Here is a 23,188-nt window from a genome sequence, read left to right on the forward strand (position 1 = left end):
TCTACTTTTTATTTTCTCTATCGGCAAAATTGCCATTTTGCTGAATAGTCGCGATGCCAGCCGTCCTTGCAACGAGCTTGTCGTTGTAGTCTTTTCTCATGTGCTGCGGTATGGTCTTTTGCGTTAGCGCAAACAAAATGAGCCCAACATAAAGCACCAAATAGACATAGATAAAGCCAAATGCGCCAAAAATTTTCATCGCATAGCTCATAAGAAGCGGCGAGAAAAGTGAGGCAAAAGAGTAGCTAAAAAGCAACGCACGTGCCACTTGGACGCTCTTTGTCTTGTCTGTGATCTCGTCATTTGCCCTAGCAAGCGAAAGTCCGTATGTGCAAAAAATGCCGCCACCAAAGAAAAACGAAAGTATGTATTGAACGATCAAATTTGAGCCATTTAGCAAAAATAAAACCGCACTGATTAAAGATACAACGCTACAAAGCAAGAGCGCTGGGCGTCTGCCGTATTTATCTGAAAAGCCTCCGATAAATGTTTGAGCCAAAAAGCCTCCAGCCATCGCTATAGTCATAAAAAATGATGCCTCTTTTGCGCTATATCCTTGAAGCAAGACAAAGAGGCTTGCCATAGAAAAAAAGCCATTTATCGCAAGTCCTGCAACGAGCGCTCCCACGAGTGCTAGCGGGACGATACCAAAAATTTTTGGGATGTTTATGGGTTGGCGCTGCGGGATTTGAGGCTGGTTGATGCGGATTAAATTTAAAGGTATGCTTGAGAGCATGATAAAGGCTGCGCTGATGATGAAAATTTCAAATGCGCTAAGATCAAGCGCTAAGATCAAAATTCCAAGGCCAAAGCTCGTGTAGAAAACGCACTCGTAAAAGGCGATGACGCGCGATCTTATCTTGTTTGGGATTTTAGCATTTAGCCAGCTTTCTATAACCATCAAAAGTGCGTAGTAGCAATATCCCAAAAAGGCTCGTAAAATCGCCCAAAAGATCAAATTTTCACTTATGGCGTGAAGCATGGCTGAGACTGCAAATATAGCTGAAAAGATAGCAAAAGCTCTGATGTGGCCAGTGGTTGAGATAACTCTGTGCGCTGTGATCGTGCTAATTAACGCTCCTATGAAAAATCCAGTGTTAATTAGTCCAATCGCAAGCTCGCCTACGCCATTTTGCTTAAGAAGCGCGCTACAAGATGCGATGACTAGGCCATTGCCTATAAAAAGTAGGCTCATGCCTAAAAATAGCGGTCCCATCGAGCGAATGATCCTAAAGCTACTTGCCATCTTCGTCCTTTCTCAAATTATTTTGCATTATCCCAAAGATAAAAGCTCCAATAGGCATCGGAGCAAGCCCCACCAAAAAGCCAGGCACGTTTAGTAAATTTTCATTTTTTAAAAATATAAATCCAAAAAAAAGTATCGCATACGCAACCAAACGATAAGGCATAAATGCCGCTGCAAAGCTTCTATCTTTAAATGAAAATTTCTGTTTTTTTAGCCTTGCTTTTTCATCTTTTAGACTAAACTCTTTTGCCTCCCTCTGGGGCAAAATTTCATCATCTTCTTCGTCCTCTTCTTCTATCTTGGCTAAAATTTCCTCTCTTGCATTTTCTAGCCTTGAGTTTATGCGGTTTTTATAGGCAAAAAAGCTAGCCGCTAGGATGATAAGCGAGGCAAAAAATGAAATTTGCGAGCTTATAAAAAATTGATTTGATATAAATTTGCCAACCACGCTAAGGGCTAGCCAAAGCGTAAAGTAGCAAATAAAAAGCCTGCTAATCGTCCTCGTCATCATCGTCTTTTGTGTAGCCTTTATATCTAGTCTCGTCCTTTAGCTCATCTAGGCTTTTAACCTGCGCTTTATAGGCTTTATAGACATTTAAAATAGCAGCTGCGATGCCAATAGCAAAGCCTATCCAAAGCGCTGGCGTGAAATTTGTAGCCTTTTTTACAAGATATCCTAGCCCAGTGCCAAGCAAGATCGCAACTACGATTGAAACGCCAAGACTTAGCTGCTCAGCCCCTGCTACGATATCTTTTATCTTAAATTTTGCCATTAAGCTTTTATCTCCAAAAATGCCTCTTTAGCTGCATTTATCGCTAGATCGATATCAGCTTCACTCATCGCATCGCAGATAAATCCAGTCTCAAACTGACTAGGTGCAAGATAAATTCCACGTCTAAGCATCGCTTGGTGAAATTTAGCAAAGAGTTTTGTGTCGCTCTTTAGCGCATCGTCGTAGTTTTTTACGGCATGCTCTGTAAAAAAGTAGCCAAACATCGAGCCACGAACCTCGGTTTGGATGGTGATGCCAGCGCTTTTTGCAGCCTCTTTGAAGCCCTCCATTAGTTTTTTAGCTAGTTTTTCAAGTCTAGTGTATAAATTTGCGTCACTTTTTATCTTAGAAATAGCCGCTATACCAGCGCTCATCGCCACTGGGTTGCCACTTAGCGTGCCTGCTTGATAGACAGCGCCCTCTGGGCTTAGGCAGTCCATTATCTTGGCCTTACCGCCAAATGCAGCGACGTTCATACCTCCGCCTATAACCTTACCAAATGTGACAAGATCAGCATCTACTTCGTGAAATGGATATGAGCCGAGGCGAGAAGCCCTAAATCCGCTCATAACCTCATCAAGAATGAGCACAGCGCCAAATTTATCGCAAAGCTCTCTAAGCTCACGTAAAAATTTCTTATCAGCTGGCACAAGTCCCATATTTCCTGCGATTGGCTCGATTATGACGACGCCTATTTTGTCTTTATTGTTCTCAAAAATGGCTTTTACGCTCTCTATATCGTTGTAGATAGCTAAAAATGTATTTTTCACAACATCTTGTGGCACGCCGCCGCTTGAAGCGTTGCCGTATGTCGTAGCGCCACTTCCTGCTTTGATAAGAAGTGCGTCGCTGTGTCCGTGGTAGCAGCCTTCAAATTTGATAAGTCCGTCTTTTTTGGCATATCCTCTAGCCACTCTGATAGCACTCATAGTAGCCTCTGTGCCAGAGCTAACGAAGCGAATTTTATCTATTTGTTTAAACTCATCACATATTAGCTTTGCTAGAGCGGTCTCTTTTGGTGAGGGAGCGCCATAAGATACGCCTTGCTTTACAGCAGAGATGATCGCTTCTTCTATATCTTTGTCGCAGTGACCAAAGATGAGCGGACCCCAGCTTTGGATGAAGTCAAGGTATTTTTTACCCTCGACGTCGTATAGATAAGCGCCTTTTGCATGATCTATCATCACAGGCTCGCCTCCAACGCTGCCAAATGCACGAACAGGTGAATTTACGCCACCTGGGATATATTTTTTAGCTTCACTAAATGCCTCTTTATTTGTCATTTTTTATCCTTTTGATTTTGTGTTTTTAAATTTGTCTTTTGATTATCTTTTTGATTTGTTACTGGTTTTGCTGGCGGTTTTGGTGCCTGCGCGGTGGCTGGCTCTACTGCTGCTTTTGCTGCAGGGGCAGCTTTAGCAGGTTCAGGCTGTTTTTGCGTAGCAGCAGGAGCGGCTGGCTTAGCTAAATTTTTGGGTGCTACTTTTACCGCTTTTACAGGAGGTTTCATCTGATTTGTAATGTATTCATAAATGATGGTCGTCTCCTCGTCTGTCAAAAAGTAGCTTGGCATTACGCCTTTTGGCTTTGTAAGAGCTGCTTTAAAACTTTCAAAATCTATATCATTTATCTTTGGCGCTCTAAGCTCATCATCGACCGTTTTGTTTGCTTTTTTGTCAAAGTGCTTGTATTTAGAGATTAGGCTGCCCTCGCCCTTTGCGCCGTGACATTTATCACAGCCTATGCCACGTGGGTTTAGGTAGAGCATCTTGGCGTACTCGGTCTTTGTGATAAAATCAGCTCCAAAAATCGCCATGCAAAAAAGCAAAATCAAAAAAACAGACCGCATAAACCTCTCTTTTAAAAATTTAATTTATTTTTAGGTATGATACCACCCTTGTGATTAAAAAAGCTTTTAAATAAGGATCCAATATGAAAATTTTAGACGGCAAAGCCGTATCTTTAAAGGTCAAAGAAAGCGTAAAAGTAAGAGCTGAAGAACTAAAAAAATTTGGTGTCGAGCCAACCTTAGCCGTCGTCTTAGTCGGCGAAGATAAGGCATCTCAAACATACGTTAGAGCAAAAGAGAAAGCCTGCAACGAATACGGCATAAAAAGCGTGGCTCACCGTCTAAGTGAAAATACAACCCAAAACGAGCTACTTGCGCTTATAAACGTGCTAAATTTAGACGATAGCATCCATGGCATCTTGGTTCAGCTGCCACTACCAAAGCACATCGACACAAACGTCGTGCTCGCAGCGATCGATCCACGAAAAGACGTAGATGGCTTTCACGCTGTAAATGTTGGCAAGCTTGTTAGCGGACTTGATGGCTTTGTGCCTTGCACACCGCTTGGCGTGATGGAGATTTTAAAAGAGTATGGCATAGATGTAGCTGGGCTAAATGCAGTGGTGATCGGCAGAAGCAACATCGTTGGCAAACCTATGGCAAATTTACTCCTAAATGCCTCTGCAACGGTTACGGTAACACACAGCAAGACTAAAAATTTAAAAGAAATTTGCAAAAATGCTGACCTCATCGTTGCAGCCATTGGCAAGCCATTTTTCTTAAAGGCTGACATGGTAAAAGATGGCGCAGTAGTCGTTGATGTGGGCATAAACAGACTTGATGATGGCAGGCTTGTGGGCGATGTGGATTTTGAAGAGGTCGCACCAAAATGCTCATACATCACACCTGTTCCTGGCGGCGTTGGTCCGATGACCATAGCCATGCTTTTAAACAACACAATCCTTGCTACACAAGCAAAGATAGCTAAAAATTAAAGAGTGAGATAATGAAGAGAGCTTTTACTAAATTTTATGACTTTTGCTCGAGCTGGACAGGCACGGTTATCATCGTTTTGCTTGTCATTTTCTTTGTAGCTCAAGCCTTTGTGATCCCGTCTGGTTCGATGAAGAATACGCTTTTGGTTGGGGATTTTTTATTTGCTAAAAAGTATGTTTATGGCATACCAACACCAAGAATTCCTTGGCTTGAGATGAAAATTTTACCTGAGCTAAATGACAATGGTCACCTTATAACTGGCGATGGTCCTGCAAGGGGCGATATAGTCGTATTTCGCTATCCAAACGATGAGAAAACTCACTTTGTAAAGCGCTGCTTTGCAACTAGCGAGGACGAGATCGTCTTTACTGAAAAAGCCCTCTATCTACGCCCAAAAGAGGGAGATAGCTTCATAAAGGCAAACTGCCGTGAAAATTTAAACGGCAAAGATAGCAAATTTGGCTACTCATGTAGCGATGTTGTCGAGCTTGATGGCAAACTTTTCATAAAAGAGCCATATAGATTTAGCGGCATCCACTACGACGAAAATGTAAATTTATTTGAGCAAATGGTTTTCATGCTAAATACAAACAAATCAAACGTCTTTATGAAGCCAGCGCTAATTAGCTCACTACCGCAAAATCCAAATTTTAACTTTAACGCTTTTTACGTCAAAGTGCCAAAAGATGAGTACTTTATGATAGGCGACAACCGCGACCACTCAAACGATAGCCGTTTTTGGGGAAGCGTGGCTTACAAAGATATAGTTGGACAGCCTTGGTTTATATATTTTAGCTGGGATAATAACTACAATGTGCGCTGGGAGCGTATCGGACGCTTTGTAGATACGATAGAAAACGATGAGTTTTTCACAAAACAAGCTTTAAAAGAGGGAGAAGTTGATGGACTTCACTAATTTTGACCCCATAAAAGTCGCCACTATCGTCCTCTCTTTAATAATCGCTATCGTCGGTCACGAGATCGCTCACGGATATGTCGCTTATAAATTTGGTGACAACACCGCAAAAAATCTTGGCAGACTTAGCATAAATCCCATAAAACACATCGATCTTGTTGGCACTATCATCGTGCCACTGGTGCTTTATCTAAGCACTGGTATGATGTTTGGCTGGGCAAAACCAGTGCCTGTAAATACCTACACAGTCGTGCGAAATGGCGGCTACAAGGCAGCTATCTACGTAAGTCTAGCTGGCATTTGCTACAACGTCATCTTAGGCATCTTATCGCTTTTTGTGCTAAAGGCTTTATTAAATATAGAAACCTTTGAAATTTTACTTCAGTTTTTATTTACGCTTGCGCTTTTAAATTTGATGTTAGCCATCTTCAATCTCTATCCGATCCCGCCACTTGATGGCTTTCACGCGCTTGAGTACGCGCTTAGAAATTTTGGTTTTCACGCACTGGCAGAGAAGCTTGAGGGCATCTCGCGATATGGCTTTGTCATCCTTATCATCATCCTCGTCTCGCCTTTAAAAGATACTATCTTTTATCCAACAAGATACGTTTTAGATATCGCAAGCGCATTTATAAATGGCTAAATTTAGAGCAAATTTGCTCTAAATTTTTGGCTTTGTGATCTTATAAGAGTACTCTTTTTTAAATTCCTCTTTTGGCGCGAGGCTAAATTTAAGCTCCACCTTGCCATCTTTGCCGATATCTTTTTTGTCAAAGCCCTTTATCTCGACCTTTACCGCCTCGTCGGCAGATACTGGCACGCGATCGACCAAAGTGACATCGACACTTTTGCTTGAGTTGTTTTTGACACTTATCTCATAGTCCTCTTCGCTTATGCGCTCTTTGCCAAGAAGCGAGCTCTTTTTAAATTTATTTAATCGCTCTTTTTTAAGCTCGATTAGCTCGTTTTGTCCTAAAAATAACTGCGCTGGCTCATCTTTAGCTTTCATCTCAAACTCGCTTGGACTGCCAACGCTCACACCATTAACGTAAAACTGCGTTTTAGCTGGCGTTAGATCATCATTTAGCTTAAAGCTAGCTACATTATAAGCCTTTAGCGAGCCGTAAAAATCAGCAAAAACGCTAAAATTTGCGTCCATTTTTTGCGTATCATAAGTTATATATTTGCTCTCGCCTTTTGCTAAATTTATCCCATCTATCTTCCAAATTTTGGCAAACTCATTCTCATCTCTTTGCACACGCATATCAGCGACCTCAGCGGCGACTTTTGCGGCTCTTAGCATATTTTTCGAAGCGCCGTAACCATCAGTCTCCGCCTCGCTCTCCTCGTACCAAGGGTAAAACTTGCTTGGAGCAAGCGCTTTTTGATATCTGGTCGGATAGATGGCGAGCTTTAAATTTTTAACTTCACTTGCAAAAGGGTTGGTGAGCAAAATTTCTTGTTTTATCAAGATATTTTTGTTTTTTGTGTCTGCATAAATTTCATTTAGCGTCTTTGGCGCCTCATCATCCATATATGAGAGCGTCGCCTCTTTTGGGCTGCAAGCAAATTTCATATCAAGCTGCAAAAATCCAGCCATCTCGCTCTTTGGCTCGTTTTCTTTAAGCGCTTCAAGCTCACTTTTAGCAGCTGAAATTTTCTCGATATTTTCTAGGCTAAATTTATAAAACTCATCAGCTCTTTTTGTCACATCGTTACTTTTGTTTTCTCCTATCAAAGCCTGCTCTATAAACCTACCTCTTGCATTTAGTGCCTCAAGCTTGTTACTTAAATTTACAACTTCTTGCTTCCATTTTATGTAACTTGGGCTATTTTCTTCGCTGATCTTTTTTAGATAAGCATTCGCATCACAATCCCCGTTTATAGTGATGTTCTCACTCTGCACGCCCTCTGGCACAAAGGCGCTAAAAGAGCTATTTGCGTCACTAAATTTTTGAGTGACGATGGTTTGATCTGTGTAGATCTCTATTAGATTTTCATTTGCAAAGGCTAGCGTAGAAGCCACTAAAAAGAGCGCTTTTTTCACATTTTCTCCTTTAAATTTTTGGTAAATTATAGCTTCATTTTGGCTGAGAGTAAAATTTTATTTTAATGCAACTTTGACTATAATCAACAAAAAATTTAACGGACTTTTCATGAAGATAGACAAAGTTTTCTTAGCTAGCGATCACGCTGGTTTTGAGCTAAAAAACGAGCTTAAAGAGGCTATTAAAGGGCTTGGATACGAAGTAGTTGATCTTGGCACAAACGATAAAAATAGCGTTGATTACCCTGATTATGCGCATTTGCTAGCAAGCAAACTTGAGCCTAACTGCTACGGCGTGCTAGTTTGTGGCACAGGCATAGGCATATCAATAGCCGCAAATAGGCACGAAAACGTAAGGTGTGCCCTTTGCCACGACGAATTTACCGCTAGACTTGCAAGAGAGCACAACGACGCAAACGTGATCGCTTTTGGCGCAAGGGTTATTGGAGCAGGCGTGGCTATCTCGGCGGTTGAAGCCTTTTTAAAGACTGAGTTTGCAGGCGGCAGACACGAAAGAAGAGTCAAAAAAATAGAACTTGAGGCAGGCAAATGATAGGCGAGTGGATCGTTTTTACCGCTCTTGTTTGTGCTGCGATCTACCTAACCGTCATGGTTTTTTACTTCAAAACACTTCTAAAAAAAGAGCGTGCTACAAAAGATTTTATGAAAAATAACCTCCAAGACACCGAGGTCGTCATAAGAAAATTTCAGATCCAACTTCAACGAAGTCTAGGCAACATCGACATCTTGACAGACGAGCTAAACAAAACTAAAAACGACGTAACCTCACTTCGCACAAGAAATTCCCAGTACCGCCTAGAAAACGACAAGCTAAGACAACGCATACGTGAGCTTGAAGGCAAGATCGAAGCGCTACTATAACCTCAAATTTAAGGAAATTTATGAAAATTTTAGATCAAAAAGGCAAAGAATTTTTACTAAACTCTATTCGCTGCATAAACGACTTTCCAAAGCCTGGCATAGTCTTTCGCGACATCACGACGCTACTAAACAACAAAGAGGCATTTAACTTTTTGATAGATCATTTGGTAGCTAGATATGAGGACGCAAAGATTGATTACATAGCTGGCATCGAGTCTCGTGGCTTCATCTTTGGCGCAGCGCTTGCAGCAAGGCTAAGGCTACCTTTTGTGCCTATTCGCAAGCCAAAAAAACTGCCTTTTATCACGCTTTCTCAAAAATATAGCCTAGAATACGGCGTCGATGAAGTGCAAATTCACATCGATGCTTTTGGAGAAAAAGCAGGCGCTAGAGTGCTTTTGATGGACGATCTCATCGCGACTGGTGGCACTGCAAAGGCTTCAGTTGAGCTTATCAATCAAACTAACGCGACCTGCGTAGAAGCGTGCTTTCTCATAGATCTAGTTGATCTAAAAGGTAGCGAAAAGCTAAAGTCGCTTACTAAAATTTACAGCGTTTTAGAGGTTTAGAATGGAAGAGTTTTTTATAGAACTGCTTAAAGAGTACGGCTACATCATACTTTTTGTCTGGTGTATCATGGAGGGCGAGATGGCCTTAATAATGGCTGGAATTCTCGCGCACACCACGCACATGCACATCGCGCTTGCTATCTTTGTGGCTGGGCTTGGAGGATTTGTGGGAGATCAAATTTACTTCTACCTTGGCCGTTACAATAAAAAATACATCGCAAAAAGGCTTCACACGCAGCGGAGAAAATTTGCAGTGGCACACATAATGCTAAAAAAATATGGCTGGCCGATCATCTTTTTGCAACGCTATATGTATGGCTTTCGTGTCATCATACCGCTTTGCATAGGACTTACTGGCTATGATGTTAAAAAATACGCCTTTATAAATTTGATCAGCGCTTGGTGCTGGGCGGCGATCACCACCATACCTGCTTGGATACTTGGCGAGCATATATTAGTGCTGCTTCAAAAAGCAAAAGAGCACTGGTATGTCGCTATCCCAGTGGTTGCCATATTTATGGGGCTTTTAATATATACATTTAAGCGCATCGAAAATAAAATTTTAAACGAAAGGAGAGACAGAAGACATGCAGTTTCAAATAGTTGATAAAAAATTAAAAGATATAAAAGCTGATATTGAACTAATTTTCGTAGTAGATAAGGAGTTAAAACATAAATTTATAGGCGATAAAGAGGCTATTAAATTTAACAATTACAAAGGCGATAGCGTCCTCATCCTAAGCGAAGCAAAAAGGGCTTACGTGCCACTTTCTAAGCTTGATCTTGACGAGCTTAGAGTTGCAGCCGCTAAAGCTTATAACGCGTTAAAGTCACTAAACATTAAGAGCATAAAGCTAGCTTCTTACGTAGCGGGGTGCCAAAAACTAAGCTTTGAAGCGCTAGCTGAGGGCTTTTTGCTTGGAAGTTATGAATTTAACAAGTATAAAGAAAAAAAAGAGAAATACACCCTAAAAGAGATCATCTTTTCTACTGAAGAATTTGCTGGCAAAAAGGTCGATCTAAAAGCTGCAAATGAGGGCTTTAAAGAGGCAGAGGTAATAGCAAATGCTACAAATTTCGCAAAAGATATCGTAAATGAAATCCCAGAAATTTACACACCGCAAAAGATGGCACAGGACGCTTTAAATTTAGCCAAAAATATCGCCAGTATAAAGTGCGAGGTCTATGACGAGAAATTTCTAGCAAAAGAGAATATGAACGCATTTTTGGCGGTAAATCGCGCAAGCGTGCATAAACCAAGGCTCATCCACCTAACATACAAGCCTAAAAAGTCTAAAAAACGCATCATCTTTGTTGGCAAAGGCCTAACATACGATAGTGGCGGACTTAGCTTGAAGCCGGCTGATTATATGCTAACAATGAAGTCAGACAAAAGCGGCGCAGCAGCAGCTCTTGGCATCATAAAAGGTGCAGCAGAGCTAAATTTACCATTTGAAATTCACGCCATTTTGGGCGCAACTGAAAATATGATCGGCGGCAATGCCTATAAGCCTGATGACGTGCTTATTTCAAGAAGTGGCGTTAGCATAGAGGTGAGAAACACCGACGCAGAGGGACGCTTGGTGCTGGCTGACTGCCTAAGCTACGCGCAAGACTTTAAGCCAGACATCCTAATCGACATGGCAACCCTAACTGGCGCTTGCGTCGTGGGACTTGGCGAATACACAACAGGCATCATGGGCAACAGCGAGAGCCTAAAAAGCGAGTTTAAAAACAAGATAAAAGATAGCGGCGAGCTCGCGACTACGCTTGATTTTAACCCTTATCTTAGTGAGCTTATCAAAAGCCAGATCGCCGACGTTAGCAACTGCGCCTCAAGCAGATATGGCGGCGCGATCACAGCTGGCATGTTTTTAGCTAAATTTATCAAAGATGAGTACAAAGATAAGTGGCTACACCTTGATATCGCTGGCCCAGCATACCGCGAAAAGGCTTGGGGCTATAACCAAGCAGGTGCTAGTGGGGCTGGCGTGAGAATGAATTTATACTTTTTACAAGCACTTAGCAAGGAGAATTGATGGGACTTTCAGTTGGAATAGTAGGCCTACCAAATGTGGGCAAATCAACGACATTTAACGCACTTACAAAGGCACAAAACGCTGAGAGTGCGAACTATCCGTTTTGCACTATCGAGCCAAACAAAGCCATCGTGCCAGTGCCTGATAAGCGCCTAAATGAGCTTGCAAAGATAGTTAGTCCTAATAAAATTCAGTATTCAACCATCGAATTCGTCGATATCGCAGGCCTTGTAAAAGGGGCCAGCTCTGGCGAGGGACTAGGTAATAAATTTTTATCAAACATCAGAGAGACAGAGCTTATTTTGCACATCGTTCGCTGCTTTGAGGATGAGAACATCACTCACGTCGAGGGTAGCGTCGATCCAGTAAGAGACATCGAGATCATCCAAACCGAGCTGATACTAGCTGACATCGAGCAGCTAAATAAAAAGATAGAAAAGCTCACAAGAGAGGCAAAAGCAAATGCAAAAGGCGCAAAAGAGGCACTTGAAATAGCAAATTTACTTCTAGCTCACCTAAATGATGGCAAAAGCGCAAGTAGCTTTGAGCAAAGAGATAGTGAGGCGTTTTTGGCACTAAACAAAGAGTTAAGGCTTCTAAGCGCAAAAGAGGTAGTTTATGGCGCAAATGTCGATGAAGATGGACTTAGCGAAGATAATAAATTTGTAAAAGCGCTAAAAGAGTATGCTAAGGCCTCAGACCACGAGGTGATCAAGCTTTGCGCCAAGGTCGAAGAGGAGCTAATAGGTCTAAGCGACGAGGAGGCTCACGAGTTTTTGGCATCTCTTGGCACGAGTGAGAGCGGTCTTGAAAAGATCATCAAAACGTCTTTTGCAAAGCTAAATTTGATAAGCTATTTCACCGCTGGCGTCGTAGAAGTAAGGGCTTGGACGATCACAAATGGCTGGAAAGCGCCAAAAGCAGCAAGTGTTATTCACAACGACTTTGAGAGGGGCTTTATCAGAGCTGAAGTGATAAGCTATGATGACTACATCGCACATGGCGGCGAAAACGGAGCCAAAGAGGCTGGCAAGATGAGACTTGAGGGCAAGGACTACGTCGTGCAAGATGGTGACGTGATGCACTTTAGGTTTAATGTCTAAATTTTACAAGGTTTTTACCTTGTAAAATTCTTCTAGTTACTCTTTTATCCTACCAATCGCTTCAGCAAATTTTAGCTCTTTATTTTCAAAAAGGTTGTATTCGATCGCATCTTTTTCGCTAAGTATGACGATGGTCGAACCAAGCTCAAAATTTCCAATGCGCTCACCCTTTTTGATATGTAAATTTTCATACTCATAAATTTGCGTAAAATTTGCCATAGCATTTGTTTGAATGCGCTCATCAAAGCAAAATCTCATCTTGCCAACGTTTAGCGCACCCACAAAAACTAGCCAAAGTTTTTTGCCATTTTTCATCTCGCAAAGTAGCGCCACACGCTCGTTTTTGGTATAAAGGCTATCGACCTTGCCAAGCCATTTTACCGCCACACTGTAAAGCTTACCTGGGATATAGACCGCTTTTTTTATCGTAATATCGCTAGGTGCATGATAGTGATGATAGTCTTTTGGGCTAAGATAGATGTTGGCAAAGTCAAACTCGCCCTCAAACTCGCCCTGCCCTAAAAGCTCCTTTAAGCCATAACTCATGCCTTTTATACTAAAAGCTTCTAGCTCTTTTGTGGTACCAAAGCTAAGGCAGGTACCATCAACAGGACTTATAAATATCTCATCTGCTGCGTCAAATTCTCTTGGCTTCAAGAGCTCTCTAGTAAAAAGTTCGTTTAAATTTTTATACTCACTTGCTGGCTTAAACTCGCTCATATCGATCTTAAATAGCTTTACATAAAAGGAGTTGATAAGCTCTTGAAGCGGCTTGAAAAAGTTTATTTTTGCCACCTTGCCAAAAATTTGAGAAAAGAGATTGTCCTTGTTCATTTTAGTCCTTGCTTAAATTTAAAATAGCGATCTCACTAGGAGCAAATATCCTAACCGGAGGTCCCCAAAATCCTGCACCGCTACTAATATAAGCTTGCATTTTATCATTAATCTTATAAAGCCCATGTAAAAAACCTTGATCCAGCAAAACAAGGATACTAAAAGGAAAAATTTGTCCAGCATGCGTGTGACCGCAAAGGACTAGATCAACGTCTTTTTGCATAGTTTTTATAAATTTTGGCTGATGAGAGAGTAGGATGGTCGGTAGATCTGGGTCACATCCTGCTAGCGCTTCGTCTAAATTTGGCTCTAAATTTTTAAATCTTATGCCTGCTAAATCATAGACCCCTGCCAAATTTATACCAGCTATTTTTTCATTTTTATTACCAAGTATCCTAATGCCAAGAGCGCGAATTTTTTCTAGTATCCCATCAACTCCGTGGTAGTATTCGTGATTGCCAGGGACATAAAAGGTGCCATAGGTGCTTTTAAGATTTTTTAATGGATCTAAAAAATCCCCTATAAGCTCAGCTCTCATATCGACCAAGTCGCCAACTATCACGACTAGATCTGGTCTAGCTAAATTTATCTCTTTCACAAGCTCAGCCACAAAATCCTTTTGCAAAAACTCACCAATGTGCACATCAGTTATCATGGCTATTTTTAGATCACTTTGTAAATTTTTTATTTTTATACTAACTTGTCTGATCTTTGGCGGAGTAAGTGCGTTAAAAATTCCTTTCAAAAAGCAAGCAACTACAAAAATGACAAATGTCACATCAAAGCAAAATTTAATAAATTTTCGTCTTGTGGGATTAAAATGAGCTTTTGAACAAATGGATCTAACAACATCATAAAACAAACTAACACCAAATAAAAATAGAGAAAAACCAATGAGCGTCCCTGCTATCAGATAGAGTTCTATATTTAAAAAAGGAAATCTTAGTTGAAGAACAAATACAAACTCAAGCACACTAATAATATAGAAAAATATACGAATTTTTTTAAGATGTGGAGTAAAAAAAGATACCTTTTTGATAAAACGTTTGTATGAGTATAAATTTGTAAGAGCACTAAAGATAAATGCCCCAATAATGATCCGAAAAAGTCCCAAAATATCTCCTTGAAAACAAAGATTATATTTTATATTTTTAAATTTACATTATAAATTTTATTAATTATTTAGAACAATTTGTAGTGCTAAGCCGTATGATTTTATAATTTAAATTTACAAAAATAATTATTAAAAGATATTTGCCTTAGGATAATAACTAAAAGATAAAATTTGGAATTTAAAAATAAAAAGGTGGGAAAACTCCCACCTTAAAAAAGATTACTGGACTTTGCCAGATTCAATTCTTTCTTTATAGATTTTGCGAAGTTTTCTAATGTCGTTCTTAACTTCGAATACACCATGCCAGTGTGAGTAGTCAGGGCCACCCATTAGAGCGCCTTGTCTCATACGACGACCTTCATGGTGCCACATATGATAATAGACATCTTGGAATTCATCTGACCAAGCATCTTCTAGTAGTAGGTTTTTAGCTTTCAACTCTTCAAGCATCTTAGTTGCTTCAGCGCTATAAACGTTATAAAGCTCTACTTGTTTATCACCCATAATGAAGAAGTTATCTGTGTGAGTTGTAGAGTGGCAAGCTTTACAAACTAGTTTCATCTCAGCACGTGCTTTTTCAGGATCGCCACTTGGGTGACCTGCTAGAGGTGTTCCTATGTTTAGTTTGCCAGTTTTTTCGTAAATAGCAGCAGCTTGTTCATCACCAGCTGTTCTTAGCTTACTGCTGATGCCCCATAGGTTCCATTTTAGTCTTCTTGAAACGTTGTGAGTTGTTGTTGTTTCACCAACACCACTCATGTGGCAAGCTGCACAAGTTGGAGCTCTAAAATCTGGTACATCCCATGTATCAGGAGCAGCATCAAAGTTCCATTTGTGAGCTTCACTGTTATAGATATGTCCGTGCATTGAGTTGTTAAAGATCTCAATATCTGGGTGATCAGGTCCAAGGTGGCAAGATGCACAAGCAGCTGGTTTTCTAGCTTCAGCTACGCTAAATGTGTGCGCGCTGTGACATGATTTACAGTTACCTACGCCACCATCTGGATAAACATTGCCTATACCATAGTTTGGCCAAGTCTCTTTTGTAGGTTTGTGATCAGCGTCTAGTTTGATGACGGTTCCGTGGCACTGAGAACAACCAGTGGCATCTGGAGCCATTTTAAAGTCAGGATGATCTGCTCCCTCATAGTGATACATTAGTTTCACCATTGCAGGATTAGCATACATTTGCATAGCAGCTCTTGCGTGACCGCTCTTTACTAGTTCATCAACTTCGTTTTCGTGGCACTTAGCACAAGTTTTTGGGCTAACTAGCATTGAAACATGGTTGTTAGAATCTTTTGGATGCACCTTAACTGAAGCCATAGGATTATCTGCATTTACAGAGTGGCAATCCATACAACTTACGCCAACGTGAGCGTGGCGACTATTTTTCCAATCGGCAACTATGCCGGGTGTCTCTTTAGCGTGGCACTCAACACAGCTTTTTGATAAGTCTGACATTTTGTGAGCAACTTTAATGTTTTTTACAACATTAAGGTTTAAAGCGTCAGATTTATTTGCATCCATGTTTGCGGCAAAGCCAAAAGACATTAGACAGGCTAATAACATTAGCGACTTTTTAAACATCTCTCCTCCTTACTTGGTTTTATTGTTTTCTTGTTTTTTAATTGCTTCAAATTTATCCATTTGTAGTCCTAAATTTTTGTGACCAACATGCTCATGGCAATCAACACATGATTTTTTATTAGGATTTCCAAGAACGAAATAATCTCTATGTGGCAAGAATGATTTACCAGCTTGAATAACATTTTTTAAATTTGAGTGGCAAGTCATACAACCACTATCATAGACAAAGTGAGATGCATGCTCGCGTTTTTTAAGCCAGTCGATCTTGTCTGTATCTGTAAAAAATGTCTTATAGCCATCATTTATCGATACTTTAAGTTTTGTAAGTACATAGGTATAGGCACTTGTGTGGTCCAGGTGACAGGCTGAACATTCAGCTTTTATGCCAAGCTTGTTATTGCCGCCGTGTACATCTTCATGATATGCAGCATTCATAGGATCCATCGTGTGACACATAGTACAGACAAATCCGCTACCAGTCGCATGAAGTGCATCAGCTATGCCCATAGAAGCGATAAGGCCGATTACGATGCCTATTATCACAGATGACCAAACAAAAAATTTCTTCTTAACTTCAGCCAAAATTTCCTCCTGAATTTATCAATATATCGTAAATTTTTACGAAAATTTTAGACGAATACTATCCAAAAATATATAAATTTTTTCTTTAAGTAAATGAAAATATTTATTTGATATTAACTTTCAATAAGAATAAATTTCTTGTAGCCCACCTATATTTTTTTCTAGAATTTGGTTCTTCTCGTCAAGTTTGACCAAACCATTTGTTTTAAATTTATTTAAAATTCTCGAAAAAGTTTCTGGAGTCATATTGAGTATTGATGAAATTTTTGTATGCTTTAGTTCATTAAATAGATCTTCATGATTTAAAATGAACCTAGCCACCTTCTCTTCGGAGCTAAGTATTAGTTCTTGGTGGAGTAAATTTGTAGTTATTCTTATCTTTTGAGCCATTGATTTTAGAAATTTCATGCAAATTTCTGGCCTTGTTAAAAATTGTGCTTCAAATTTTTCATAATTTATCTTTAAAACCTCGCCAGAAATAGTAAAAATGGCGCTTGCTGGATAAGGTATATTTTCAAAATTTACAACTTCAGCTACAAAATTCATAGGTGCAAGCTGATGGATAAAAATTTCTTTGCCGTTTGCCGTAGTTTTATAAAGCTTAACCGAGCCAGTTATCAAAAATGTAAGCCACTTTGGCTCCTCACCCTCCATAAATAAAAACTCGCCTTTTTTATATTTTTTAACAACGCTTATTGCTTCAAGTTTGGCTAGATCATCGGCGCTAAGACCTTGGAAAAATGGGATTTGTTCTATCATATTTCACTCGCTTTTAAAGATGAAAAAGCATTTTAGCATAAAAAATAGGACAAAATTTAACGGATTTCAAAGGGAGCTTTATCTCTTTGATTTAAGAATTTATTTTTTAAGAAGATCTCTGATCTCAGTTAGAAGTGCTATATCAGCTGGAGTTTCAGGCTCTGCAGGAGCTGCCTCTTCTTCTTTTGGTAATTTATTTTTAAGTGTATTTAAAGCTTTGATAACGCAAAAAATACAAAATGCAATGATTAAAAAATCAACCATTGTTTGTATAAATGAGCCATAGTTTATCGTAACAGCAGGCGCACTATCAACTGCTTCTTTTAATGTTAGCTTAAGATCAGTGAAATTTACACCGCCTGTTATAACACCAACCACCGGCATAATAATATCACCAACTAGCGATGAAACGATCTTACCAAATGCCCCACCGATAACAACACCAACTGCCATATCTATGACATTTCCGCGCATCGCAAATTCTTTAAATTCACTGATAAAACTCATTCTTTCTCCTATAAATAGTTAAATTTTCGTGCGGATTTTATAAAAAATATGCTTTGCTTAGCCTAAAAATTTAAAATTACATAACTTTAAATTTATCAAGCGAGTGTTATAATCCAAACTTCAAATTTAACGTAAGGAATGAGCTTATGTATCGTTTTGCACCCTCTCCAACAGGAGATATGCACATAGGAAATTTACGTGCTGCTATTTTCAACTATATTTGTTCTTTGCAAGATAAAAGTGGCTTTATTTTACGCATAGAAGATACCGACAAAGAGCGAAATATCGAGGGAAAAGAGAAAGATATCTTAGAAATTTTGAGCAAATTTGGCATAAAACCAGAGCAAATTTACATCCAAAGTGAAAATTTAAAATTCCACAGACAGCTTGCATCAAAGCTTCTCATCGATAAAAAGGCCTTTGCTTGCTTTTGCACTGAAGAAGAGCTCGAAGCAAAAAAGCAAAAAGCAAAAGAGCAAGGCGTGGCATATAGATATGACGGCACCTGCGAGAGATTAAGCGACGCTGAAGTTTTAAACTGCGAGAAGCCATTTGTCATCCGCATGAAAAAACCAACACGCACGATGAGCTTTACAGATGCGATCAAGGGCGAGCTAAGCTTCGAGCCAGACGCAGTTGATAGCTTTGTCATCATGAGAGCAGACAAAACTCCAACTTATAACTTCGCCTGCGCGGTTGATGATATGCTTGAGGGCGTAACCTTTGTCATACGCGGCGAGGATCACGTGAGCAACACGCCAAAGCAAGACCTCATACGCGAGGGCCTTGGCTACACAGGTAAGATGAACTACGCACATTTGCCTATCCTTTTAAATATAGAGGGCAAAAAAATGAGCAAACGCGAGAACGAATCAAGCGTAAAATGGCTCTTTGAGCAGGGATTTTTGCCTGAGGCGATCGCAAACTATCTGATACTTCTTGGCAACAAAACTCCAACTGAAATTTTTACGATAGAAGATGCAGTAAAGTGGTTTGATATAACTAAAATTTCACGCTCGCCTGCTAGATTTGATGTGAAAAAGCTTGAGCAGATAAATAGAGAACACATCAAACTTGCTTCAAAAGAGCGCATAAAAGAGATCTTTGGCGTGGATGAGAGCAAGGCTGAGCTAGTTAAATTTTACACTCAAGAAAGCTCACTAGTGCCTGAGATAAAGGCAAAAGTAGAGGCTATATACTCACCGAAAATAGCTCCAGATGAGTACAAAAACGAATTTGAGATCATCAAAAAAGCAGCTCGTAATTTAAAACCGTGCGAGAGCTTTGATGAGTTTAAAAAAGAGCTTATGAGCGCTACAAATTTAAAAGGCAAAAACTTTTTCATGCCGCTACGTGCGCTGCTTACAAACGACCTTCATGGCCCTGAGCTTAGCGAGCTCTACCCGCTCATCAAAGATGATCTAGGCAAAATTTTAATCTAGGAGCAAAAATGATACTTTCGACACTATTTACAGCGATCGCAAACATCTTAAACATCATAGTCACCGTCTATACGTGGATCATCATCGCAGCAGCGCTTGTTAGCTGGGTGAGACCAGACCCTAGCTCGCCGATCGTGCAGCTACTTTACAGACTGACTGATCCTGTTTATAGCTTCATTAGACGCTATATAAAAACAGAATTTAACGGCATCGACTTTGCACCGCTCATCGTGCTTTTGGCACTTCAATTTTTAAGTCAATTTCTAATAAGGCTTTTGTTTGTTTTTGCTGCGTCTCTTTAGTATCATCTCTCTGGCCTGCGTCGCTCTTTTGGCTAAAATTTACACCTATGAGGAGTTAAAAAAAGAGCCAAAAAGCCTTGCAAAAGACTACTACATAAACCGCCTTATAAACGAGGGTAGCTACACAAAGGAGCAGATCGCCGACCTTTCGCGTGAAGTCTTTAGAAAAGCAGGTCTTGTTCAAAAATCAATCGACAAAATTTTACCGCCAAAAGCAGCTCCTAGCAAGTGCCCTGGCGTAAACGCAAGCAACATTACAAGTGCTAGTTTGGCTTGCCAAAATTTACTAACAACGATGAGCTTTTCTCTAAAGCTTGATAGCAAAACTCGTGAAATTTTAGCGGCAAATCTTGCAAGCACAAATCCAGAAAAAGCTAGGATTTTACGCACTTTAAACGAGGCAAATCCTGCTCTTAGCTTTGCAAATACAAACGATACAAAGAGCTTTTTAGAGCTTTTTAACGCTTCAAGTCCGCAAAGTAAAAATGCCCTTTTTAGCGCAAGCTTTGAAACAAATTTTATGAACAAGCTCTACATGCAAAAGGGCTTTACAAATTTATTAAACGATGTCGTGTTTAATAAAAAATATGAAAGCTTTAGAAGAAATTTACTTAACATAGATCCAGCTGTCACTGAAAAAAGCGACGCATTTACGCTCGGGCTAAACGCTATCTTGCTTGGTCAAAATGACGTTGCATTTAGTTTTTTCACAAGGGCCAAAAATACCTTCGATAGGGCTTGGCAAAGGGACAATGCAACCTTTTGGCAGTATGAGTTAAGCGGCGATGAGAGCTTTTTAAAAGAGCTAAGCGCTAGCAAAGATGCAAATATCTACTCACTTTACGCAAGAGATTTGGTCGGTGGAGAGCCACTTGAGGTGATCGTACCAAGGCCTAGCAAGCAAAATATCGAAAATTTTGATGTGAGCGATCCATTTTTATGGAACAAAACCGCAGCCCTTGCAAAGGATATGAACGCCACGCAAGCAAGCGAATTTGCGATGAGATTTTACACAAACGAGAGCATCGGCGCATACGCATATTTCATGCAAAAGGCGCATGGCTGGGAGAAGCAGTACTTTTTGATGCCAAGCTCACCAGAGCTTGAGGGCATCAGCACTGAGCGAAAGTCGATGATATACGCTCTGGCCAGACAAGAGAGCCTCTTTATCCCAAGCGTCGTTTCTACCTCTTACGCCCTTGGCATGATGCAGTTTATGCCATTTCTTGCAAATGCGATCGGCAAAAAAGAGCTAAAAATTCCAAATTTTGACCAGGACGATCTTTTTAAAACTGATGTTGCATTTAAATTTGCAAATCACCACCTAAACTACCTTGATAAATTTCTTTACCATCCGCTCTTTACCGCATACGCGTATAACGGCGGTATCGGCTTTACCAAAAAAGTCATCACAAGAGAAGATATGTTTAAAGAGGGGAAATTTGAGCCATTTTTGTCGATCGAACTAGTCCCTGTTGCAGAGACTAGAAACTACGGCAAGAAGGTGCTTGCAAACTACGTGATCTATATGGCGCTTAATGGTTCCAGTATAAAGATTTCGCAACTTTTCGAAAATTTAACAAAACCGGCTTTGACTGATAAATTTCGAAACTAAGCGCAAGATCGTCACTTTGCTTGCTTGGTGTGGTCACTTCATAATAGACCGCCCAAGGCATAGAAAATCCAGCAAATTTAAGCATCTCGTCATTTTCATCAAGCAGTCTTGCGCTTGTGGCATTTGAGTCGCCATTTACCTTTATGTTGCTCAAATTTTGCGCATGCTCTTTTGGGTTGATGGCTACTAAAAAGTGCTCTTTGTTCTCGTCTAAATTTGAGTTATATATTGGATTTAGATAGGTTGCAATTATAAGCGTTCTATCGGTGCCATCGATGATCTCACTCTTGCTTGTGTAGGCTAAAAGCTCATTTTTTAGTGGCTCATGCACGATCACTTTTTGATCGGCGCAGCCAAATATCATCAAAACAAATATAAAAAATAGTGTAAATTTTCTCATAAAAAAACTCTTAAAAGATTAATTTTTCTCGCATTTTAGCATTTTATTTTTTAAATTTCACTCATAAATTTTAAAGCCAATATGAGCTATAATCGCAAGAAATTTTAACGAAAAAGGCTCTTATGAAAAGACTTGCCATTGCTTTTTCTGGCCCTTCAAATAGCGGAAAAACGACGCTTATCTTAAAAGTCGCAAAAAAATTTATAGATGATGGGCTAAAGGTCGTTGTAGTCAAGCACGACCCAGGCGACAAGGCCAAATTTGACGTTGAAGGCAAGGATAGCTTTAAATTTTCTCAGGCAGGAGCTGACGTAGTCGTGATGAGTCCGACTAGAACGACTTATTTTTCGCAAAGCTCGCAAGGCATAGACGAGGTCATAAGGATGATCGGCGAGTTTGACATGCTCTTGGTCGAGGGGCTAAAGACGCTGCCACTGCCAAGACTAAGCGTCTTTAGAGGCGAGATCGATGAAGCATATCTTAGCTTTTCAGATGCGATCGCTACTTATAAAGAGCAGATCCCCTATGAGATCACAAATCTAAATTTAGACGATATAGACGCCATTTGTGCGTGGATAATCAAAAATGCAAAGGCTGTATAATGCAAGAACTAAACCAAATTTTTAACACCATTAAAGAGATCGCAAAAGAGATAAGCGAGGTCATAAAATACGCCGATCTTGGCTACACAACTCACGAAAACGCAACTGGCGACACCCAGCTAAAGCTTGATGTTAAAAGCGACGAGATCATCACGGCCAAATTTAAGCAGCTTTCATGCGTAAAAGCGCTAATTAGCGAAGAGAAAGAGGACGAGCTTGAGATAAGTAAAAATGCTAAATTTATCATCGCTTACGATCCACTCGATGGCTCAAGCTTAGTTGATGTAAATTTCGCTGTTGGCTCGATCTTTGGCATCTACGAAGACGAGGTAAAACCAGAAAATTTAATAGCCGCGGCTTACAGCATCTATGGTCCAAGACTTGAGCTAGTAATTGCCGAGAAAAAGGGTGCTTTGCCTAAATTTTATAGGCTTGGCAAAGATGGCGAGTTTAAATTTGTAAAAGAGCTTGAGCTAAAAGAAAAAGGCAAGCTAAACGCCACAGGAGCTACGCAAAAAGGCTGGAGCCAAACGCATAGAAACTTCATAAACGAGCTATTTAACGAGGGCTACAGGCTAAGATACTCAGGTGCGATGGTGAGCGATTTGCATCAAATTTTACTAAAAGGCGGCGGTCTTTTTAGCTACCCAGCAACGAGCGATCATCCAAATGGCAAGCTAAGGGTCGTCTTTGAGGTGTTGCCTTTTGCCTTTATATATGAAAACGCAAAGGGCGCAACGACAGATGGCAAAAATCAAACACTCTTTGATATAAAAATAGAAAAAATTCACCAAACTACGCCATGCTTCTTTGGCTCACGTGATGAAATTTCACTTTTGCATAAATTTTACGAGCAAAAATAATGCAAGAAGCACAAGTAAACGAGCCACTTGACGCATTTGAGCTAGCCCTAAAACAAAAGGCTAAAATCATGCAAGAGTGTCAAGAGCAAAAAGGGCGCAAAAGCTGTTTTAACTGCGAGGCATTTTTTGACTGCGAGACGAGGATAGAGTATGTAAATAGCTGCTACAACTCGATGTCAAAAGGCAACACCGGCAGTGACGGCGGATTTGATTTTTAA

The 23,188-nt window shown here is 40.1% G+C and carries 28 protein-coding genes; 15 read left to right on the forward strand and 13 right to left on the reverse strand.

Going from position 1 to position 23,188, the window contains the following annotated elements; genetic code table 11:
• Position 1 precedes the first annotated feature (1 nt).
• From G6W41_RS07985 to G6W41_RS10520, 5 genes are read right to left on the reverse strand one after another with little or no spacing between them, the layout of a single operon-like run.
• On the reverse strand, positions 2-1,246 hold the full coding sequence (locus tag G6W41_RS07985) for an MFS transporter (protein ID WP_194171174.1): 1,245 nt from the start codon (positions 1,244-1,246) through the stop codon (positions 2-4).
• Positions 1,236-1,754: a hypothetical protein gene (locus G6W41_RS07990; protein WP_242039938.1), complete on the reverse strand. Its 519-nt coding sequence runs from the start codon at positions 1,752-1,754 to the stop codon at positions 1,236-1,238. The genes G6W41_RS07985 and G6W41_RS07990 overlap by 11 nt, the downstream gene beginning before the upstream one ends.
• Entirely contained in the window at positions 1,738-2,019 is a 282-nt protein-coding gene (locus G6W41_RS07995; protein ID WP_012001455.1) for an AtpZ/AtpI family protein, read from the reverse strand. The genes G6W41_RS07990 and G6W41_RS07995 overlap by 17 nt, the downstream gene beginning before the upstream one ends.
• On the reverse strand, positions 2,019-3,302 hold the full coding sequence (hemL, locus tag G6W41_RS08000; protein ID WP_194171176.1) for a glutamate-1-semialdehyde 2,1-aminomutase: 1,284 nt from the start codon (positions 3,300-3,302) through the stop codon (positions 2,019-2,021). The genes G6W41_RS07995 and hemL overlap by 1 nt, the downstream gene beginning before the upstream one ends.
• Complete coding sequence (locus tag G6W41_RS10520; protein WP_430733021.1) at positions 3,299-3,868, reverse strand: c-type cytochrome; 570 nt, start codon at positions 3,866-3,868, stop codon at positions 3,299-3,301. The genes hemL and G6W41_RS10520 overlap by 4 nt, the downstream gene beginning before the upstream one ends.
• 83 nt (positions 3,869-3,951) lie before the next feature.
• On the opposite strand from G6W41_RS10520, the gene folD reads away from it, so the two are divergent.
• The 3 genes from folD to G6W41_RS08020 are packed head-to-tail and all read left to right on the forward strand — an operon-like array spanning position 3,952 to position 6,363.
• Positions 3,952-4,803, forward strand: a complete 852-nt coding sequence (folD, locus tag G6W41_RS08010) for a bifunctional methylenetetrahydrofolate dehydrogenase/methenyltetrahydrofolate cyclohydrolase FolD (protein ID WP_194171177.1) — start codon at positions 3,952-3,954, stop codon at positions 4,801-4,803.
• A gap of 11 nt (positions 4,804-4,814) precedes the next feature.
• On the forward strand, positions 4,815-5,720 hold the full coding sequence (gene lepB, locus G6W41_RS08015; RefSeq protein WP_194171178.1) for a signal peptidase I: 906 nt from the start codon (positions 4,815-4,817) through the stop codon (positions 5,718-5,720).
• Entirely contained in the window at positions 5,707-6,363 is a 657-nt protein-coding gene (locus G6W41_RS08020; RefSeq protein WP_087585627.1) for a site-2 protease family protein, read from the forward strand. The genes lepB and G6W41_RS08020 overlap by 14 nt, the downstream gene beginning before the upstream one ends.
• An 18-nt stretch (positions 6,364-6,381) precedes the next feature.
• On the opposite strand, the gene G6W41_RS10375 is transcribed toward G6W41_RS08020, so the two are convergent.
• Positions 6,382-7,767 (reverse strand): DUF4139 domain-containing protein, encoded by a 1,386-nt coding sequence (locus tag G6W41_RS10375; protein WP_194171179.1) that lies wholly within the window; start codon positions 7,765-7,767, stop codon positions 6,382-6,384.
• 109 nt (positions 7,768-7,876) lie between these two features.
• On the opposite strand from G6W41_RS10375, the gene rpiB reads away from it, so the two are divergent.
• From rpiB to ychF, 6 genes are read left to right on the forward strand one after another with little or no spacing between them, the layout of a single operon-like run.
• Complete coding sequence (rpiB, locus tag G6W41_RS08030) at positions 7,877-8,320, forward strand: ribose 5-phosphate isomerase B (protein ID WP_021086444.1); 444 nt, start codon at positions 7,877-7,879, stop codon at positions 8,318-8,320.
• Positions 8,317-8,649, forward strand: a complete 333-nt coding sequence (locus G6W41_RS08035; protein ID WP_002939538.1) for a hypothetical protein — start codon at positions 8,317-8,319, stop codon at positions 8,647-8,649. Before rpiB ends, G6W41_RS08035 begins: the two co-directional genes overlap by 4 nt.
• 20 nt (positions 8,650-8,669) lie before the next feature.
• On the forward strand, positions 8,670-9,218 hold the full coding sequence (gene apt / locus G6W41_RS08040; protein WP_087581040.1) for an adenine phosphoribosyltransferase: 549 nt from the start codon (positions 8,670-8,672) through the stop codon (positions 9,216-9,218).
• Position 9,219: 1 nt separating this feature from the next.
• On the forward strand, positions 9,220-9,825 hold the full coding sequence (locus G6W41_RS08045) for a DedA family protein (RefSeq protein WP_194171180.1): 606 nt from the start codon (positions 9,220-9,222) through the stop codon (positions 9,823-9,825).
• Positions 9,806-11,257, forward strand: coding sequence for a leucyl aminopeptidase (locus G6W41_RS08050; RefSeq protein WP_194171181.1), 1,452 nt, complete (start codon positions 9,806-9,808; stop codon positions 11,255-11,257). The genes G6W41_RS08045 and G6W41_RS08050 overlap by 20 nt, the downstream gene beginning before the upstream one ends.
• Positions 11,257-12,360 (forward strand): redox-regulated ATPase YchF, encoded by a 1,104-nt coding sequence (gene ychF / locus G6W41_RS08055; protein ID WP_194171182.1) that lies wholly within the window; start codon positions 11,257-11,259, stop codon positions 12,358-12,360. Before G6W41_RS08050 ends, ychF begins: the two co-directional genes overlap by 1 nt.
• Before the next feature lie 36 nt (positions 12,361-12,396).
• Here the strand turns inward: ychF and G6W41_RS08060 are convergent, their stop codons facing one another.
• From G6W41_RS08060 to mscL, 6 genes are all read right to left on the reverse strand, one after another.
• Complete coding sequence (locus G6W41_RS08060; RefSeq protein WP_194171183.1) at positions 12,397-13,194, reverse strand: phosphatidylserine decarboxylase; 798 nt, start codon at positions 13,192-13,194, stop codon at positions 12,397-12,399.
• A gap of 1 nt (position 13,195) precedes the next feature.
• Positions 13,196-14,308: a metallophosphoesterase gene (locus tag G6W41_RS08065; protein ID WP_194171184.1), complete on the reverse strand. Its 1,113-nt coding sequence runs from the start codon at positions 14,306-14,308 to the stop codon at positions 13,196-13,198.
• Between the two features lie 219 nt (positions 14,309-14,527).
• Entirely contained in the window at positions 14,528-15,898 is a 1,371-nt protein-coding gene (locus tag G6W41_RS08070) for a multiheme c-type cytochrome (RefSeq protein WP_103601735.1), read from the reverse strand.
• A 9-nt stretch (positions 15,899-15,907) separates the two neighbouring features.
• Positions 15,908-16,480 (reverse strand): cytochrome c3 family protein, encoded by a 573-nt coding sequence (locus tag G6W41_RS08075; RefSeq protein ID WP_103612330.1) that lies wholly within the window; start codon positions 16,478-16,480, stop codon positions 15,908-15,910.
• A 120-nt stretch (positions 16,481-16,600) separates the two neighbouring features.
• Positions 16,601-17,239 carry a Crp/Fnr family transcriptional regulator gene (locus G6W41_RS08080; protein ID WP_194171185.1) on the reverse strand — a complete coding sequence of 213 codons (639 nt, stop codon included), beginning with the start codon at positions 17,237-17,239 and terminating at the stop codon, positions 16,601-16,603.
• A gap of 99 nt (positions 17,240-17,338) precedes the next feature.
• Positions 17,339-17,746 (reverse strand): large-conductance mechanosensitive channel protein MscL, encoded by a 408-nt coding sequence (mscL, locus tag G6W41_RS08085; protein WP_021090696.1) that lies wholly within the window; start codon positions 17,744-17,746, stop codon positions 17,339-17,341.
• A gap of 146 nt (positions 17,747-17,892) precedes the next feature.
• On the opposite strand from mscL, the gene gltX reads away from it, so the two are divergent.
• From gltX to G6W41_RS08100, 3 genes are read left to right on the forward strand one after another with little or no spacing between them, the layout of a single operon-like run.
• Positions 17,893-19,188: a glutamate--tRNA ligase gene (gene gltX, locus G6W41_RS08090; protein WP_194171186.1), complete on the forward strand. Its 1,296-nt coding sequence runs from the start codon at positions 17,893-17,895 to the stop codon at positions 19,186-19,188.
• 8 nt (positions 19,189-19,196) lie between these two features.
• Positions 19,197-19,490 carry a YggT family protein gene (locus G6W41_RS08095; RefSeq protein WP_194171187.1) on the forward strand — a complete coding sequence of 98 codons (294 nt, stop codon included), beginning with the start codon at positions 19,197-19,199 and terminating at the stop codon, positions 19,488-19,490.
• Entirely contained in the window at positions 19,468-21,105 is a 1,638-nt protein-coding gene (locus G6W41_RS08100; RefSeq protein ID WP_194171188.1) for a lytic transglycosylase domain-containing protein, read from the forward strand. Before G6W41_RS08095 ends, G6W41_RS08100 begins: the two co-directional genes overlap by 23 nt.
• Here G6W41_RS08100 and G6W41_RS08105 read toward each other — a convergent pair.
• Complete coding sequence (locus tag G6W41_RS08105) at positions 21,026-21,505, reverse strand: hypothetical protein (protein WP_194171189.1); 480 nt, start codon at positions 21,503-21,505, stop codon at positions 21,026-21,028. The genes G6W41_RS08100 and G6W41_RS08105 overlap by 80 nt on opposite strands.
• Positions 21,506-21,627: 122 nt before the next feature.
• Here G6W41_RS08105 and mobB point away from each other — a divergent pair, with 122 nt between their 5' ends.
• Genes mobB through G6W41_RS08120 form a run of 3 tightly spaced genes read left to right on the forward strand, consistent with a single transcriptional unit; the run spans position 21,628 to position 23,188 of the window.
• Complete coding sequence (gene mobB, locus G6W41_RS08110; RefSeq protein ID WP_012001396.1) at positions 21,628-22,107, forward strand: molybdopterin-guanine dinucleotide biosynthesis protein B; 480 nt, start codon at positions 21,628-21,630, stop codon at positions 22,105-22,107.
• A complete protein-coding gene (locus G6W41_RS08115) occupies positions 22,107-22,970 on the forward strand; it encodes a class 1 fructose-bisphosphatase (protein WP_242039939.1) in 864 nt (287 codons plus the stop codon). Before mobB ends, G6W41_RS08115 begins: the two co-directional genes overlap by 1 nt.
• Positions 22,970-23,188 carry a hypothetical protein gene (locus tag G6W41_RS08120; protein WP_103590829.1) on the forward strand — a complete coding sequence of 73 codons (219 nt, stop codon included), beginning with the start codon at positions 22,970-22,972 and terminating at the stop codon, positions 23,186-23,188. Before G6W41_RS08115 ends, G6W41_RS08120 begins: the two co-directional genes overlap by 1 nt.

The organism is Campylobacter concisus, from assembly GCF_015230035.1.
Taxonomy (GTDB): domain Bacteria; phylum Campylobacterota; class Campylobacteria; order Campylobacterales; family Campylobacteraceae; genus Campylobacter_A; species Campylobacter_A concisus_BK.

What these genes read in the sequence shown, in the direction of transcription:
- G6W41_RS08120 (WP_103590829.1), top strand. Translation starts at nt 22,970, where the DNA reads ATGCAAGAAGCACAAGTAAACGAGCCACTTGACGCATTTGAGCTAGCC.
- G6W41_RS08060 (WP_194171183.1), bottom strand. Translation starts at nt 13,194, where the DNA reads ATGAACAAGGACAATCTCTTTTCTCAAATTTTTGGCAAGGTGGCAAAA.
- G6W41_RS10520 (WP_430733021.1), bottom strand. Translation starts at nt 3,868, where the DNA reads ATGCGGTCTGTTTTTTTGATTTTGCTTTTTTGCATGGCGATTTTTGGA.
- G6W41_RS08105 (WP_194171189.1), bottom strand. Translation starts at nt 21,505, where the DNA reads ATGAGAAAATTTACACTATTTTTTATATTTGTTTTGATGATATTTGGC.
- G6W41_RS08035 (WP_002939538.1), top strand. Translation starts at nt 8,317, where the DNA reads ATGATAGGCGAGTGGATCGTTTTTACCGCTCTTGTTTGTGCTGCGATC.
- G6W41_RS08020 (WP_087585627.1), top strand. Translation starts at nt 5,707, where the DNA reads ATGGACTTCACTAATTTTGACCCCATAAAAGTCGCCACTATCGTCCTC.
- apt (WP_087581040.1), top strand. Translation starts at nt 8,670, where the DNA reads ATGAAAATTTTAGATCAAAAAGGCAAAGAATTTTTACTAAACTCTATT.
- G6W41_RS07990 (WP_242039938.1), bottom strand. Translation starts at nt 1,754, where the DNA reads ATGACGAGGACGATTAGCAGGCTTTTTATTTGCTACTTTACGCTTTGG.
- G6W41_RS08050 (WP_194171181.1), top strand. Translation starts at nt 9,806, where the DNA reads ATGCAGTTTCAAATAGTTGATAAAAAATTAAAAGATATAAAAGCTGAT.
- mobB (WP_012001396.1), top strand. Translation starts at nt 21,628, where the DNA reads ATGAAAAGACTTGCCATTGCTTTTTCTGGCCCTTCAAATAGCGGAAAA.
- G6W41_RS08045 (WP_194171180.1), top strand. Translation starts at nt 9,220, where the DNA reads ATGGAAGAGTTTTTTATAGAACTGCTTAAAGAGTACGGCTACATCATA.
- G6W41_RS08070 (WP_103601735.1), bottom strand. Translation starts at nt 15,898, where the DNA reads ATGTTTAAAAAGTCGCTAATGTTATTAGCCTGTCTAATGTCTTTTGGC.
- hemL (WP_194171176.1), bottom strand. Translation starts at nt 3,302, where the DNA reads ATGACAAATAAAGAGGCATTTAGTGAAGCTAAAAAATATATCCCAGGT.
- lepB (WP_194171178.1), top strand. Translation starts at nt 4,815, where the DNA reads ATGAAGAGAGCTTTTACTAAATTTTATGACTTTTGCTCGAGCTGGACA.
- ychF (WP_194171182.1), top strand. Translation starts at nt 11,257, where the DNA reads ATGGGACTTTCAGTTGGAATAGTAGGCCTACCAAATGTGGGCAAATCA.
- folD (WP_194171177.1), top strand. Translation starts at nt 3,952, where the DNA reads ATGAAAATTTTAGACGGCAAAGCCGTATCTTTAAAGGTCAAAGAAAGC.
- G6W41_RS07995 (WP_012001455.1), bottom strand. Translation starts at nt 2,019, where the DNA reads ATGGCAAAATTTAAGATAAAAGATATCGTAGCAGGGGCTGAGCAGCTA.
- mscL (WP_021090696.1), bottom strand. Translation starts at nt 17,746, where the DNA reads ATGAGTTTTATCAGTGAATTTAAAGAATTTGCGATGCGCGGAAATGTC.
- G6W41_RS07985 (WP_194171174.1), bottom strand. Translation starts at nt 1,246, where the DNA reads ATGGCAAGTAGCTTTAGGATCATTCGCTCGATGGGACCGCTATTTTTA.
- G6W41_RS08095 (WP_194171187.1), top strand. Translation starts at nt 19,197, where the DNA reads ATGATACTTTCGACACTATTTACAGCGATCGCAAACATCTTAAACATC.
- G6W41_RS08080 (WP_194171185.1), bottom strand. Translation starts at nt 17,239, where the DNA reads ATGATAGAACAAATCCCATTTTTCCAAGGTCTTAGCGCCGATGATCTA.
- G6W41_RS08115 (WP_242039939.1), top strand. Translation starts at nt 22,107, where the DNA reads ATGCAAGAACTAAACCAAATTTTTAACACCATTAAAGAGATCGCAAAA.
- gltX (WP_194171186.1), top strand. Translation starts at nt 17,893, where the DNA reads ATGTATCGTTTTGCACCCTCTCCAACAGGAGATATGCACATAGGAAAT.
- rpiB (WP_021086444.1), top strand. Translation starts at nt 7,877, where the DNA reads ATGAAGATAGACAAAGTTTTCTTAGCTAGCGATCACGCTGGTTTTGAG.